The 15,830-nt window shown below is 41.5% G+C and carries 11 protein-coding genes and 2 pseudogenes; 9 read left to right on the top strand and 4 right to left on the bottom strand.

The window, feature by feature from the left end; genetic code table 11:
- Positions 1-3: 3 nt before the first annotated feature.
- From ELZ61_RS08195 to pgi, 4 genes are all read left to right on the top strand, one after another.
- Positions 4-996 carry a DUF2891 domain-containing protein gene (locus ELZ61_RS08195; RefSeq protein WP_126372829.1) on the top strand — a complete coding sequence of 331 codons (993 nt, stop codon included), beginning with the start codon at positions 4-6 and terminating at the stop codon, positions 994-996.
- Positions 997-1,185: 189 nt separating this feature from the next.
- Positions 1,186-2,589 (top strand): replicative DNA helicase, encoded by a 1,404-nt coding sequence (locus ELZ61_RS08190; RefSeq protein ID WP_126372827.1) that lies wholly within the window; start codon positions 1,186-1,188, stop codon positions 2,587-2,589.
- Between the two features lie 8 nt (positions 2,590-2,597).
- On the top strand, positions 2,598-3,680 hold the full coding sequence (alr, locus tag ELZ61_RS08185; protein WP_126373650.1) for an alanine racemase: 1,083 nt from the start codon (positions 2,598-2,600) through the stop codon (positions 3,678-3,680).
- Positions 3,681-3,711: 31 nt separating this feature from the next.
- The gene (gene pgi, locus ELZ61_RS08180) at positions 3,712-5,358 is read left to right on the top strand and encodes a glucose-6-phosphate isomerase (RefSeq protein ID WP_126372825.1); all 1,647 of its coding nucleotides are present in this window, start codon (positions 3,712-3,714) and stop codon (positions 5,356-5,358) included.
- Positions 5,359-5,434: 76 nt separating this feature from the next.
- Here pgi and ELZ61_RS08175 read toward each other — a convergent pair.
- Positions 5,435-6,762 (bottom strand): IS3 family transposase gene (locus ELZ61_RS08175; RefSeq protein ID WP_126372823.1). Its coding sequence is split into 2 segments (ribosomal slippage): positions 5,435-6,312 and positions 6,312-6,762, totalling 1,329 coding nucleotides; the frame shifts between segments, so codons are not numbered across the junction.
- Positions 6,763-7,020: 258 nt separating this feature from the next.
- Between ELZ61_RS08175 and ppc the strand changes: the two genes are divergently transcribed.
- Both ppc and ELZ61_RS08165 read left to right on the top strand, forming a co-directional pair.
- Positions 7,021-9,660, top strand: coding sequence for a phosphoenolpyruvate carboxylase (gene ppc / locus ELZ61_RS08170; RefSeq protein WP_126372821.1), 2,640 nt, complete (start codon positions 7,021-7,023; stop codon positions 9,658-9,660).
- Between the two features lie 107 nt (positions 9,661-9,767).
- Positions 9,768-10,091 (top strand): HI1450 family dsDNA-mimic protein, encoded by a 324-nt coding sequence (locus ELZ61_RS08165; protein WP_103853038.1) that lies wholly within the window; start codon positions 9,768-9,770, stop codon positions 10,089-10,091.
- A 65-nt stretch (positions 10,092-10,156) separates the two neighbouring features.
- Here the strand turns inward: ELZ61_RS08165 and ELZ61_RS08160 are convergent, their stop codons facing one another.
- Positions 10,157-11,545: a glucose/sorbosone family PQQ-dependent dehydrogenase gene (locus ELZ61_RS08160; protein ID WP_126372819.1), complete on the bottom strand. Its 1,389-nt coding sequence runs from the start codon at positions 11,543-11,545 to the stop codon at positions 10,157-10,159.
- 188 nt (positions 11,546-11,733) lie between these two features.
- On the opposite strand from ELZ61_RS08160, the pseudogene ELZ61_RS08155 reads away from it, so the two are divergent.
- The 3 genes and pseudogenes from ELZ61_RS08155 to ELZ61_RS08145 all read left to right on the top strand — a co-directional run.
- A pseudogene (locus ELZ61_RS08155) lies at positions 11,734-11,910 on the top strand (helix-turn-helix domain-containing protein); the annotation flags it as partial.
- A gap of 41 nt (positions 11,911-11,951) precedes the next feature.
- Positions 11,952-12,605 (top strand): IS1595 family transposase, encoded by a 654-nt coding sequence (locus ELZ61_RS08150; protein WP_126372815.1) that lies wholly within the window; start codon positions 11,952-11,954, stop codon positions 12,603-12,605.
- Positions 12,606-12,625: 20 nt separating this feature from the next.
- A pseudogene (locus tag ELZ61_RS08145) lies at positions 12,626-13,783 on the top strand (IS3 family transposase); the annotation flags it as partial.
- Between the two features lie 70 nt (positions 13,784-13,853).
- Here ELZ61_RS08145 and purR read toward each other — a convergent pair.
- Together purR and ELZ61_RS08135 are read right to left on the bottom strand one after the other, a co-directional pair.
- Positions 13,854-14,858 (bottom strand): HTH-type transcriptional repressor PurR, encoded by a 1,005-nt coding sequence (gene purR / locus ELZ61_RS08140; protein ID WP_126372813.1) that lies wholly within the window; start codon positions 14,856-14,858, stop codon positions 13,854-13,856.
- A gap of 343 nt (positions 14,859-15,201) precedes the next feature.
- Positions 15,202-15,804 (bottom strand): peroxiredoxin C, encoded by a 603-nt coding sequence (locus ELZ61_RS08135; RefSeq protein ID WP_103855102.1) that lies wholly within the window; start codon positions 15,802-15,804, stop codon positions 15,202-15,204.
- Positions 15,805-15,830 lie beyond the last annotated feature (26 nt).

Raw genomic sequence — 15,830 nt, 5'->3', positions numbered from 1 at the left:
AGTATGAAACTCACTCAACAACAGGCGACTGAATTTGCCAATATGCCCTTGCAATTTTTACGCCAAGAATACCCAAATCATATAATGCACCTGCTTAATTCTGAAGCCGATGTGCAATCGCCACGTCAGCTACACCCGATTTTTTACGGCTGTTTTGACTGGCATTCTGCGGTACACGGTTATTGGCTTTTATTACGCTGTGTAAAAATTTATCCTAATTTAGACAGCAAAGCGGAGATCGAAAAATTATTCGCCGAACATTTCACTGCAGAAAATGTGGAGCACGAGTTGGCTTATTTTCACGCGCCATTCCGTGCTTCTTTTGAACGCCCTTATGGTTATGCGTGGATCTTGGCGCTTGCTCAAGAGCTTAAACAATCCGACTTACCGCAAGCAGAGCAATGGTATGAATTATTGCAACCGCTCACCTTGGATATTCGCCAAAAATTACTCGATTATCTAGGTAAATTAAGCTATCCAATTCGTGTTGGAACGCATTTTAACACCGCCTTTGCATTGGTTTTGGCGTTGGATTATGCAAGAGCAATGCAGGATCAAGAATTGGAAAATGCCATTTTACAGGCGACCGAACGTTATTATCGCCAAGATAAAAATTACCCTGCCAATTATGAACCCGCCGGGGACGATTATCTTTCAGGCGCATTAACGGAAGCCTTATTAATGAGCAAAGTGTTAGCGGATTTCCCAGCTTGGTTTGCAGAGTTCTTGCTGGAACAGCAGCTCAACACTTTGCTAAGTCCGGCAGAAGTGAGCGATCGCGCTGATCCAAAAATTGCCCATTTAGATGGCTTAAATCTCAGCCGTTCGTGGTGCTTCAAACACATCGCAAAAGCGCTACCTGCGGATCACGCCTTACAGACAGCACTTAAAAATGCCATTCAACAGCATCTGCAAGCAAGCTTAGATCACGTTGTAGGCAGCCATTACAGCGGTGCGCACTGGCTTGCGACCTTTGCCTTGTTGGCGTTGGAATAACCCATCACTTTGCTTTCGTTTAAAAAGCAAACGATAAAAACTTGAGAAAAAATAACCGCACTTTGAGCGAATAGCCAATGTTGCGGTTTTCTTTTGATCAGAAATAAAATCCTCTTTTCTTTTTCTTAATTCTCCCTGCAATTTGGTATATGATAGGCATAAATTTTTATCGTAATCAAAAACGGATTTATGGCGAAACAATACCCCTCAAGCTCGAAAGATAAAAAAGTTGAGCAGATTAATATTCCCCCTCATTCCATTGAAGCAGAACAAGCGGTCATCGGCAGTATGTTGCTGACAGATGCCCATTGGGACGCCGTATCTGAGCGCATTATTGCCGAAGATTTTTATACCTTTGAGCATCGTTTGATTTTTCAACACATAATGAATTTGATCCGCAACAATAAACCTGTGGATCTTTTAACCTTAGATGAAACCTTAAAAGCTGCCGGCGTGAGCGAAGAAGTGGGCGGCTTTGCCTATTTAGCTGAGCTTTCAAAAAATACGCCAAGTGCAGCGAACGTGCTGACTTATGCTGATATTGTACGCGAAAAAGCTATTTTGCGTGAGCTAATTGCGTCCAGTAACAAAATTGCTGAAATGAGCTATCAAACCAAAGGGCGAGATGTTAAAGAAATTCTTGATGATGCCGAACGCGAAGTGTTTAGCATTGCAGAAAAGCGTACCACAGCGACCGAAGGGCCGCAAAATATCATTGATATTTTAGATAAAACCATTGATAAAATTGAATTGCTAAGCGCGAGCGAAACCCATAACGGGGTAACAGGAGTAACCACAGGGTTTATTGATTTAGACCGCAAAACGGCAGGCTTACAGCCTTCGGATTTAATTATTGTTGCCGCACGCCCTTCCATGGGGAAAACCACCTTTGCGATGAACTTGTGTGAAAATGCCGCATTAGCCAGTGATAAACCTGTGCTAGTGTTCAGTTTAGAGATGCCATCAGAACAAATTATGATGCGTTCTTTGGCCTCTCTTTCTCGCGTGGATCAAACGAAAATCCGCACAGGGCAAGGTCTAGATGAAGGGGATTGGGCGAAAATTGCCAGCACTTTAGGGGTGTTTAAACAAAAGCCAAATTTGTATATTGATGATTCTTCAGGCTTAACGCCAACTGAATTGCGTTCTCGTGCAAGACGAGTTTATCGTGAACACGGTGGCTTGAGCCTCATTATGGTGGATTATTTGCAGTTAATGCGTGCGCCAGCCTTTTCTGATAACCGAACCTTAGAAATTGCAGAAATTTCGCGTTCCTTAAAAGCCTTAGCCAAAGAGCTGGAAGTACCAGTGATTGCCCTTTCTCAGCTTAACCGTACCTTGGAAAATCGCGCGGATAAACGCCCGGTAAACTCAGATTTGCGTGAGTCGGGCTCTATTGAGCAAGATGCCGATTTGATTATGTTTATTTATCGCGATGAAGTATATAACGATAATTCGGAAGAAAAAGGCATTGCGGAAATTATTATCGGTAAGCAACGTAATGGCCCAATTGGTAAAGTGCGGTTGAAATTTAACGGACAATTTTCCCGTTTTGACAACCTTAAAGATCAGCCAGAATATATTCACGAGTAGGCATTATGATTGATGTAAAACCTGCAACAGCAAAAATTAGTTCGCACGCATTAAAACATAACATCAAGGTGATTAAACAAAAAGCGCCAAATAGCAAAGTGATCGCGGTAGTAAAAGCCAATGCCTATGGACACGGCGTGGCGTTTGTGGCGTCCGTGTTGGAAGAATTGGTCGATTGCTTTGGTGTAGCACGTTTAGAAGAAGCGCTGACATTGCGTTCCAACGGCATTACCAAGCCCATTTTATTATTAGAAGGCTTTTTCCGTGCCAAAGATTTGCCGATTATTGCGGTGAATAATATCCAAACTATCGTGCATAACAAAGAACAATTACAAGCCTTACAACAAGCCGATTTACCTAACCCGATTAAAGTCTGGCTTAAAATTGACACAGGAATGCATCGCCTTGGGGTTGCCTTAGATGAAGTGGAAACATTTTGTCAAACCCTTGAAAAATGTCCAAATATTGAACCGCACTTTGGTTTCGTCAGTCATTTTAGCCGTGCCGATGAATTAGAATCTGATTACACGCAAAAACAACTTAACGCCTTTCTTCAAGCTACCGAAAATAGAGCAGGGGAGCGTAGCATTGCGGCATCAGGGGGCATTTTATTTTGGCACGAAGCGCATTTAGATTGGATTCGCCCCGGCATTATTTTATACGGCATTTCGCCGAACAATGTACCAAGCCGAGAATACGGCTTAATTCCTGTAATGACGCTAACGTCATCATTGATTGCGGTGCGAGATCATAAAAAAGGCGAACCCGTAGGCTATGGCGGAAAATGGGTGAGTGAACAAGACACCAAAATTGGCGTAGTCGCCATTGGCTATGGCGATGGTTATCCAAGAGATATGCCAATGGGAACGCCGGTTTATCTTAACGGTCGCCTTGTGCCAATTGTGGGCAGAGTATCAATGGATATGCTCACTGTTGATCTCGGCAAAGACAGCCAAGATCAAGTGGGCGATGAAGTGATCCTATGGGGTAAGGAATTACCTATCGAAGAAATCGCAGCAATAAGCGGCATTTTAAGTTATGAATTAATAACAAAACTCACCCCACGAGTTTTGACGGAATATGTGGATTAATTTTAATTAAACTTGATAAAAGGAAACTCAAATGAAAAACATCAACCCAACCACCACTAACGCGTGGAAAGCCTTAGAACAACACAAAAGCAACCTAGGTGAAACCACGATCCAGCAATTATTTGCACAAGAACCCAATCGTTTTAAAGATTATTCTTTAACCTTTGATAACGAAATTTTGGTGGATTACTCAAAAAATAATCTCACCCAAGAAACCTTAGGGCTATTACGTCAATTAGCGGAAGAATGTGGCTTGCAAGAAGCAACAGAAGCAATGTTCACTGGGGAAAAAATTAACCGCACAGAAAACCGTGCCGTGTTACATACCGCATTGCGTAATCGCTCAAATACCCCAGTATTAGTGGACGGCAAAGATGTGATGCCAGAAGTGAATGCCGTGCTGGCGAAAATGAAATCTTTCTGTGATCGCGTCATTTCGGGCGAATGGAAAGGCTACACGGGCAAAGCGATTACTGATGTGATTAACATCGGCATCGGCGGTTCAGACTTAGGGCCTTATATGGTAACGGAAGCCTTACGTCCTTATAAAAACCACCTCAATATGCACTTTGTGTCTAACGTGGACGGCACGCATATTGCTGAAACTTTGAAAAAAGTGAACCCAGAAACCACCCTAGTGTTAGTAGCATCAAAAACCTTCACCACGCAAGAAACAATGACCAACGCAAATTCTGCCCGTGATTGGTTCTTAGCCAGTGCGAAAGATGAAGCACATATTGCAAAACATTTCGCCGCACTTTCCACTAACGCAAAAGAAGTGGAAAAATTCGGCATTGATACCGCAAATATGTTTGAATTCTGGGATTGGGTTGGCGGACGCTATTCCTTATGGTCAGCCATCGGTTTATCTATCGCCCTTTCTATTGGCTTTGAAAACTTTGAAGCGTTATTATCGGGCGCACACGAAATGGATAAACATTTCCGCAACACGCCATTAGCACAAAATATTCCAGCCACTCTTGCCTTAGTGGGCTTGTGGAATACCAATTTCCTTGGTGCACAAACCGAAGCGATTTTACCATACGACCAATATTTACACCGTTTCGCCGCTTATTTCCAACAAGGCAATATGGAATCAAACGGAAAATATGTAGGACGCGATGGTAAAGTGGTGGATTACCAAACTGGCCCAATTATCTGGGGTGAGCCGGGTACAAATGGACAACACGCGTTCTATCAATTAATTCACCAAGGCAAAATTTTAATTCCTTGTGATTTCATTGCTCCAGCGCAAACTCACAACCCACTTTCAGATCATCACCTGAAATTATTGTCTAATTTCTTCGCCCAAACTGAAGCACTTGCTTTCGGCAAAACCAAAGAAGAAGTAGAAGCAGAATTTGTCAAAGCGGGCAAATCCCTTGATGAAGTGAAAGACATCGTGCCATTTAAAGTGTTCACAGGTAACAAACCAACCAACTCAATTCTATTGCAAAAAATCACCCCATTTAGCTTGGGCGCACTCATTGCAATGTACGAACATAAAATCTTCACGCAAGGTGTAATTTTCAACATTTTCAGCTTTGACCAATGGGGCGTAGAGCTTGGTAAACAGCTCGCCAACCGCATTTTACCAGAGCTTGAAAACAACAACGAAATCACCAGCCACGACAGCTCAACCAACGGCTTAATCAACCAATACAAAGCGTGGCGTTAATTCATTTCTAATTTGAAAATAAAAGTGCGGTGATTTGATCTGCCCCCAAAAAGTTAGACTATATTCTAATTTAATTTTAATTCAAGGACTGAGTTCTGTATTCCACAGGGCTTAGTCCTTTGAGCTTCACTTGAATACGCTCATTGTTGTAGTAATGAATGTACTCGTGAATCACTTTTTCAAGCTGTTCAAAGGTTTCAAACCGCTTGCCAAAGTAACATTCCGTCTTCAATCGCCCGAAAAAGCTTTCCATCGCACCATTATCAAGGCAATTGCCTTTTCTCGACATACTTTGCGTAATACTGTGTTTTTTCAATATCTCCCGATAACCCATCATTTGATACTGCCACCCTTGGTCGGAATGCAGTATCGGTTTTTCCCCCGCTAATCGGTTCATCGCCTGGGTCAACATTCTGGTTATCTGCTCAAAACTCGGACTTCTCGCCACATCATAAGCAATAATTTCGTTATTAAACAAGTCTTTAATCGGTGATAAATACACTTTGCCTTCCGCACATTTGAACTCGGTGATATCCGTTACCCACTTCTCATTCGGCACCGTTGCCGTAAAATCCCGTTGCAACAGATTATCGGCAATTTGTCCCACTTTGCTTTGGTAAGAACGATATTTTCTCTGCTTACTTTTTCCTTTTAACCCCAAACGTTGCATTATCGCTTGCACCCTTTTGTGGTTGATAATCAAGTATTTCCTTAATTCCAAGGTAATTCGACGATAACCATAATTTTCGTCATTTTTGCGATAAATTTCCTCTATTTTCTGTGAAATCGCTACATTTTTATCCGACTTTGGCTTGAGATGATAAAAGAACGAACTGCGTGCCAATCCGATTAGCCTGAGTAACAATTCCAACGGGAAACGCGAGCGTAAGGCATTTACGATGACGGCTTTTTCTGCATTTTTTGTTGGTTGAGTTCCTGCAACTTTTTTAGCATTGCATTCTCCGCTTCTAATTCCAAAATTCGGTAACGCAAGCGTTCTTCTTCTGTTTTGGGCGTTGGTGGCATTTTAGGTGAGTTGAGTTTCATACTTGGACGACCTTTAGGTTTGAGTAATAACCCATCTATACCTTGTTTTTCAAAGCGTTGCAACCATTGACTAATTATCCCTGAACTGGGGATATCAAAGCGAAAGCAGGCGGCTTCAGCGGAGCACTGGCCTTTTTTGATAGCTTGAATAACCTTTAATTTAAACTCAACAGAATAATATCGTTTTTTACCTAACACAGCTAATCCATTGATTCCATTATGATTAAATTTCGCAATCCAACGTGCTAACGTTCTTTGGGGAAGCTGAAAATACTGGCGAGTAAGCGAACGGTTTTTTCCATTTTGATGATAAAAGTCGAGCACTTGTTGTTTGAAACGTTGAGTATATTTAGTCATAAAAAATCTGCACCTTAATCAATTGGTTGTTTAGTCCAACTTTTGGGGTGCAGATCATAAGTGCGGGCATTTTTATTTCTATTTTTTAACAAATTTATAACTTATTTAAATTTTATATAAAAAAATTAGAAAATTTTATAGAAAAAACCACCACACTTTTGATTTATATTATTTTTTATCTTTTAAATAATTGACCTTTCTCCCTATTTTTGATTATATCTATCTCAGAAAACGAATTTACTTTTTTGTGAGGTGCTTATGATCCAACAATATACAACGCTGCGTAACAACATCAATATGCTTGGGCATTTCTTAGGGGAAACCATTAGTGATGCGCAAGGCAGTGATATTCTTGACTTAATTGAAAATATCCGCGTGCTATCGCGAAACTCTCGTGCTGGCGATGAAAAGGCACGCCAACAGCTGCTTGATACACTCGCCACCATTTCCGATGAAAATATCATTCCTGTGGCGCGTGCTTTCAGCCACTTCTTAAACCTCACCAATATTGCTGAGCAATATCAAACCATTTCCCGTCAGCATATTGACCAAGAATCTTCCGACCGTACCTTAGAAGCGCTCTTTCAACGCTTAAAAGCGCAAAATGTGCCAACAGAAAAAGTGCTTGATGCGGTACAGAAATTGATTATTGAGCTGGTGCTTACCGCTCACCCAACAGAGGTAACACGCCGTTCACTCGGGCATAAACACGTTGAAATCAACCGCTGTTTAAGCCGTTTGGAACACGATGATTTAACCGAAGCGGAAACAACCAAACTGAAACGCCGCTTAATGCAGCTGATTGCCCTTGCTTGGCATACCAATGAAATTCGTACTCAACGTCCTACGCCTGTTGATGAAGCCAAAGCAGGAATGGCGGTGATTGAAAACAGTTTATGGAAAGCTGTGCCAGAATTCTGCCGTTTATTTAACTTCCATTTAGAGAAAAATTTTGCGGTGCAGCTGCCGGTGGATCTCGCCCCTGTGCGTTTTTCTTCTTGGATGGGCGGCGACCGTGATGGAAACCCATTTGTTATCGCGCAAACCACGCGCCAAGTGTTGCTGATGAATCGTTGGAAAGCCGCAGAACTCTTTTTAGAAGACATCAAATTGCTCGCCGATGAACTTTCGGTGATTGAATGCACACCAGAATTTCGTGCTAAATATGGTGATCACTTAGAGCCATATCGTTTTGTGGTGAAAGATTTGCGTAGCAAATTGATTAAAACTGTGGCGTATTATGGCGATTTATTGGAGGGCAGAACCCCAGTTGTGGATCAGCAAGAACTGCTCACTGATGACGAACAGCTTTGGAACCCCCTTTACGATTGTTACCAATCCCTGCATCAATGTGGAATGCGCATTATCGCTAATGGTGCGCTACTTGATTGCTTACGCCGTATCCGTTGCTTTGGGTTATCCCTTTCTCGCCTTGATATTCGCCAAGAAAGCACACGTCATAGCGATGCCATTGCGGAAATCACTCGTTATATCGGTTTAGGCGATTATTCACAATGGACGGAAGATGACAAACAAGCGTTCTTAATCCGTGAATTAAGCTCACGCCGCCCATTGTTACCGCGTGATTGGCAGCCTTCCGCAGAAACGCAAGAAGTGCTGGATACCTGTAAAGTGATCGCAGAACAGCCAGAGGGCGTGATTTCTTGCTACATTATTTCTATGGCGCGCACGGCTTCTGATGTGCTTGCCGTGCATTTACTCTTGAAAGAAGCGGGCGTGCCTTATCACTTGCCTGTTGTGCCACTGTTTGAAACCCTTGATGACTTAGATGCGTCTGAAGAAGTAATGCGCCAATTATTCAATATCGGTTGGTATCGTGGCGTGATTGATAATAAACAAATGGTGATGATCGGCTACTCTGACAGTGCCAAAGACGCAGGAATGATGGCGGCTTCTTGGGCGCAATATCGTGCGCAAGAACAGCTAGTGAATTTGTGTGAAAAACTCGGTATTGAACTCACCTTATTCCACGGACGCGGCGGCACAATCGGACGTGGTGGCGCACCAGCACACGCTGCGCTACTTTCTCAACCACCACGCTCATTGAAAAACGGCTTGCGTGTTACTGAACAAGGGGAAATGATCCGCTTTAAGCTGGGCTTATCAGCCGTGGCTGTGGGCAGTTTAGATCTTTACGCTAGCGCAATTTTAGAAGCCAATTTATTACCACCGCCAGAGCCAAAAACGGCGTGGCGTGAAGTGATGGACGAGCTTTCCACCACGTCTTGCGAAATTTACCGTGGCGTGGTGCGTGGCGATAAAGATTTCGTGCCTTATTTCCGTTCTGCGACGCCAGAGCAAGAGCTGTCAAAATTACCATTGGGTTCACGCCCTGCAAAACGTAATCCAAATGGTGGGGTGGAAAGTTTGCGTGCCATTCCTTGGATTTTCGCGTGGATGCAAAACCGCTTAATGCTCCCAGCTTGGCTTGGCGCAGGTGCTTCCGTACGTTTAGCTATTGAGCAAGGCAAAGGTGATGTGATCGAAGAAATGTGTAAACAATGGCCATTCTTCTCCACGCGTATCGGAATGTTGGAAATGGTATTCAGCAAAACCGACACTTGGCTTTCAGAGCATTACGATCAGCACCTTGTGAAACCTGAATTGTGGTACTTAGGGCAGTCCTTACGTGAGCAATTAAAAGCGGATATTCAAACAATTCTGTCTTTATCGCACGAAGATCAATTAATGTCTGATCTTCCTTGGATTGCCGAATCTATTGCGCTACGTAATATTTACACCGACCCACTTAACCTATTACAAGTGGAATTATTACGCCGCTTGCGTGAAAACCCAGAAAATCCAAATCCTGATGTTGAACAAGCCTTGATGATCACCATCACAGGTATCGCAGCGGGAATGCGTAATACGGGCTAAAAGCCAATCGAGCAAAAAACAAAGTGTGGTGGAAAATCACCGCACTTTTCTTTCGCCATTATTCTTATGTTATGATACCTACCCTTTTCACCTAAATAAGACAACCAATGACAGAACAAAAACAAAAACTCGATCCCGATACAGCCATTGATATTGCCTACGATATTTTTCTTGAAATGGCTGGGGAAAATCTTGATCCTGCAGATATTCTGCTTTTTAATCTCCAATTTGAAGAACGCGGGGCGGTAGAATTTGTCGAAACCGCAGAAGATTGGGAAGAAGAAATCGGCGTGCTAATTGATCCTGAAGAATATGCCGAAGTTTGGATCGGCTTAGTCAATGAGCAAGACGAAATGGACGATATTTTCGCGAAATTCCTCATTTCTCATCAAGAAGAAGATCGCCAATATCATATTATTTGGAAAAAATAATGCGATAAAAAGTGCGGTGAAATTTTTTCAATTTTTCACCGCACTTTTTCTATTTGAAAGAAGAATTATTGACCGATATATTCAAACACAATAATTGATCCTGGGTTTGCCATTTTTGATGTTGGCGTGTCATCTAACTGACGACCGTTCCCCATATTGTCTGTTACCACATAGATTTTACGAGTATCAGGACTCACTAACGCATTGCGATAACGGTTTGCACTGGTGAAATATTTTCCTGTGTCCCCTTGCACATTGCTTGCATCTTCATTCATTTTTACTTGATAAATTGAACCGCTCTTATAGGTTGCTAATAATAATGAATTACGGAACTCAGGAATAACGCCGTCTTTCGGATAATATACCGCATTACCCGGGGCAATAGTTGGCCAGCAAATATAAGCCAATTTACCACAAGTGGCGTTGGTGTAATTGTAGTCATTGTTCACCGTGAAAAAGGTTTTCACCGGATCAACCACTGGCTCTTTATAATCTGTTTCTTTTTGCGTTGGCACGCCTTCAGGGATCACATTCGGATCATATTTCACTGTCGGACAATTTACCGCCGCAGAATAATTTGCATAAACATAGGCTAAATCATCTTTAAAGCCTGCAACGTGTGGCCAACCGTAGTTTCCACCCGCTTCAAGTTTGTTCAATTCATCATCACTTGATGGGCCTTGCTCTGTGCTATAAAGGTGATTACCCACCCACACTAAACCTTGTGGATTGCGGTGTCCATAAGTATAAACGTGGCTTTTCACGCCTTTAATTACAGGGTTATCATCAGGGATTGAACCATCTTTGTTGATACGCAAGGTTTTGCCGTTATAAGCACTGTGATCGTGATTTTTCACTTGTTCAGCCGTTGGCAATTTTTGTGAAGTGATTTCATCACAAACGTGTTTACCTTGGTTATAACCTAAATCACCTGTGGTGTAATAAAGTTTGCCATCTGGGCCGAATTTAATGCGTCCTGCATTGTGATCCACGCCTGCGATAATGTGGTCAATCACAATTTGCTCATCGCCTAATTTATTGGCTTTCACATCATAGGTTAAGCGTACAATACGAGCGAATTTTTTCTCGCCATCAACATAAGTATAAGCCGCATAAGCATAAGGCTCACCTGCATCAAAATTTGGTTCTAAGGCTAACCCTAACACGCCTTGATGTGGGAATTTCTCATAAGCATTAGCAAAATGATACAACACGGTTTTCTCACCGGTTTTTGGATCAATGCTGACGATATTTCTGCCTGCTCGTTCTGTTAGCCAAAGTTGCTCTTTCGGCCCCCAAATCATCTCCCAACCGCCATCAACATTGTTAGTGATAACCGTTGCTTCAAAACGTGAACCAAAATCCACCTTGCCATCTTTGCTGACCACATCAATGGCACTGGCACTTGTTGTTGCAAAAGCAAATAATGCCCCTGCAAAAGCTAATTTTTTCATTATTTTCTCCTAAGGTTAAAAAAGTGCGCGGATTGTACCACAAGCTAAAACGTGCCAATACCTATTATTGGAAAAGGTGTTTTTCCTGCTAGGAAACATTTTATTGATACGAAAAAAATGTGGTGAAAAATTGATCTGCACCCCAAAAGTTGGACTAAACAACCAATTGATTAAGGTGCAGATTTTTTATGACTAAATATACTCAACGTTTCAAACAACAAGTGCTCGACTTTTATCATCAAAATGGAAAAAACCGTTCGCTTACTCGCCAGTATTTTCAGCTTCCCCAAAGCACGTTAGCACGTTGGATTGCGAAATTTAATCATAATGGAATCAATGGATTAGCTGTGTTAGGTAAAAAACGATAGGGGCTGTAGTAGATTAGCAACAATGCTATACTACAAAAATGAAGATAACATATTGTAAATTAAAGAAATCCATACAGAAAAAACTGCTTGAGTTTTTTGTCGCAGAAGTTACTGCAAGAACGGCAGCAAATTTGCTAGATATTCAACCGAATACAGCCGCTTTGTTCTACCATAAAATCAGGCTTGTGATTGGCTATCATTTATCCCTTGAAGTTAACGAGATTTTTGAGGGGGAAATTGAACTAGACGAAAGCTATTTTGGTGGTCATCGAAAGGGAAAACGAGGACGAGGAGCGGCTGGAAAAGTTGCTGTTTTTGGGTTACTAAAACGACAAGGAAAGGTATTTACTGTTGTGGTTGAAAACACCAAGAATGAAACATTACTCCCTGTTATTAAAAGAAAAATCAAGCCTGATAGCTGGGTTCATACGGACACTTATCGCAGTTATGATGCGCTTGATGTGAGTGAATTTCACCACGAACGAATCAATCATTCCGAGCTATTTGCGGTGAAACAAAATCATATTAATGGCATTGAAAATTTTTGGAATCAGGCGAAGCGGATACTGCGAAAATATAATGGAATTAACCGAAAAAACTTTCCTTTATTCTTGAAGGAATGTGAATTTCGGTTTAACTTTGGGACACCAAAAGAGCAGTTAAAAATATTGCGAAAATGGTGTGAAATTTAGGGCTAATCTACTACAGCCCCAAACGATATTATTCTGTTGAGTTTAAATTAAAGGTTATTCAAGCTATCAAAAAAGGCCAGTGCTCCGCTGAAGCCGCCTGCTTTCGCTTTGATATCCCCAGTTCAGGGATAATTAGTCAATGGTTGCAACGCTTTGAAAAACAAGGTATAGATGGGTTATTACTCAAACCTAAAGGTCGTCCAAGTATGAAACTCAACTCACCTAAAATGCCACCAACGCCCAAAACAGAAGAAGAACGCTTGCGTTACCGAATTTTGGAATTAGAAGCGGAGAATGCAATGCTAAAAAAGTTGCAGGAACTCAACCAACAAAAAATGCAGAAAAAGCCGTCATCGTAAATGCCTTACGCTCGCGTTTCCCGTTGGAATTGTTACTCAGGCTAATCGGATTGGCACGCAGTTCGTTCTTTTATCATCTCAAGCCAAAGTCGGATAAAAATGTAGCGATTTCACAGAAAATAGAGGAAATTTATCGCAAAAATGACGAAAATTATGGTTATCGTCGAATTACCTTGGAATTAAGGAAATACTTGATTATCAACCACAAAAGGGTGCAAGCGATAATGCAACGTTTGGGGGTTAAAAGGAAAAAGTAAGCAGAGAAAATATCGTTCTTACCAAGGCAAAGTGGGACACATTGCCGATAATCTGTTGCAACGGGATTTTACGGCAACGATGCCGAATGAGAAGTGGGTAACGGATATCACCGAGTTCAAATGTGCGGAAGGCAAAGTGTATTTATCACCGATTAAAGACTTGTTTAATAACGAAATTATTGCTTATGATGTGGCGAGAAGTCCGAATTTTGAGCAGATAACCAGAATGTTGACCCAGGCGGTGAACCGATTAGCGGGGGAAAAACCGATACTGCATTCCGACCAAGGATGGCAGTATCAAATGGTTGGTTATCAGGAGATATTGAAAAAATACGGTATTAAGCAAAGTATGTCGAGAAAAGGTAATTGCCTTGATAATGGTGCGATGGAAAGCTTTTTCGGGCGATTGAAGACGGAATGTTACTTTGGCAAGCGGTTTGAAACCTTTGAACAGCTTGAAAAAGTGATTCACGAGTACATTCATTACTACAACAATGAGCGTATTCAAGTGAAGCTCAAAGGACTAAGCCCTGTGGAATACAGAACTCAGTCCTTGAATTAAATTAGAATATAGTCTAACTTTTTGGGGGCAGATCACTTAACGGGCATTGTACTAAGCGGATAAATTGGCGTTAATTACATTTTTTCACCGAGCTACGGATCACCAATTCAGGGTGCATTTCAATAATTTCGTGCTGGCCTGATTTCTCACTAATACGTTGGAACAATAAGTTCACCGCTTGTGCACCTAAACGAGATTTAGACTGGTGTATCGTAGTGAGTGGCGGCGAATAAAAACGTGAGGCGTGGATATTATCGTAGCCAATAATGGAAATATCATCAGGCACTTTCAGCCCTTTTTCGCCAATGGCAGAAATTGCGCCCAGCGCCATTACATCATTACAGCAAAACACGGCTGTTGGCAGTTCATCTTGCCTTAAGATTTTATTCATACATTCATAGCCGTCTTCTGGCTCAAAAAAGCCCTCCATCACCCAGTTAGGATTGATGGGCAAGTTGGCGTCTTCCATTGCTTTAACAAAGCCTTTATAGCGTGTTTTGGCGGTGGTTTTGATTAATTCTCCCGCAATAATACCAATGGCTTTATGTCCGTTATCAATCAGATATTTGGTTGCCATATAACCGCCCTCAAAGCTGTTATCTTGAATAATATCTGTGTTTTGATTATTCGGCCCCCAATCCATTACCACCATTGGAATATCCGTGAAATTCGCCAATAGATCAAGAGAATCTTGCGTATATTCTGCACACATTACCAATACACCGTCCACACGTTTTTTGGCTAACATTTCCAAATGATTTTTGATTTTTTCAGGCTCATTTTGCGTGTTACATAAAAATAAAGAATAGCCTTGGCGATAGCAATGTTCTTCCACCGCGTGAATAATTTCCGCAAAATAAGGGGCTTCACTGGTGGTTACGATCATTCCAATGGATTTTGTAGTGTTTACTTTCAAGCTTCTTGCCACTGCACTTGGCGAATAATTCAATGCTTGAATGGCATCACGTACTTGCTTTTCTGTTTCAGGTGCAACAAAGCGGGTTTTATTGATCACGTGGGATACGGTGGTGGTGGATACGCCCGCCATTTTTGCCACATCTTTAATTGTTGCCATAGTTCCTCCAAAAAATTTTGGCTATTATAAGGGGCGAAATGGAATTGTTAAGGCTTATTGTGAAAAAATTTGCACTTCATCACAGCTTTTTCTCGTTTGTTTAAGAAATTTTCTTTTTTTCGCAATTTTGCTATAATCCTGACAAGTTTTATCAACTTTTAGGAGTAAATTATGGGTACATTTGGCTACGCAATGATGATGGTTATTCTTTCTTTAGGCGTTATTCTTACCCTCGCCTCATCAATTTTTTAACAAAAAAATAGCGATTTAAAATTAAAATCTCGCCAAAAGAAGCTAAGTTTATTTAGTTCCTAAATTAAAATAATACTAAACAAATAGAAAATTAGAGTTTATCTGCGTTTTGTTTAAGGTATTTTGCTACACCTTCTGGGCTATCTTTCATCCCTTCTTTACCTTTTTCCCATTGAGCTGGGCAAACTTCACCGTGCTCTTCGTGGAATTGTAACGCATCTACCATACGGATCATTTCGTCAATGTTACGACCAAGTGGAAGATCGTTTACAACTTGGTGACGAACCACGCCATCTTTGTCGATTAAGAACGAAGCACGAAGTGCAACACCTGCTTCTGGGTGTTCAATACCGTAAGCTTGTGCGATGTCGTGTTTAACGTCTGCAACCATTGCGAATTGAACTTCACCGATACCGCCTGCATCAACAGAAGTTTTACGCCACGCATTGTGAGTGAATTGAGAGTCGATAGACACACCAACTACTTCAACACCGCGATTTTTGAATTCTTGATAACGGTGATCGAATGCGATGATTTCAGATGGACATACGAAAGTAAAATCTAAAGGCCAGAAGAAGATAACAGCTGGTTTACCTTTGATGTGTTCTTTTAAGTTAAAGTTATCAACGATTTCACCGTTGCCTAATACTGCTGATGCAGTAAAATCTGGTGCTTGACGAGTTACTAATACCATAGTACAAATCTCCTATAAAAAATTGA

This window comes from Avibacterium volantium, from assembly GCF_900635775.1.
GTDB lineage: Bacteria > Pseudomonadota > Gammaproteobacteria > Enterobacterales > Pasteurellaceae > Avibacterium > Avibacterium volantium.
This window is presented reverse-complemented; position numbering and strand designations above follow the sequence as displayed.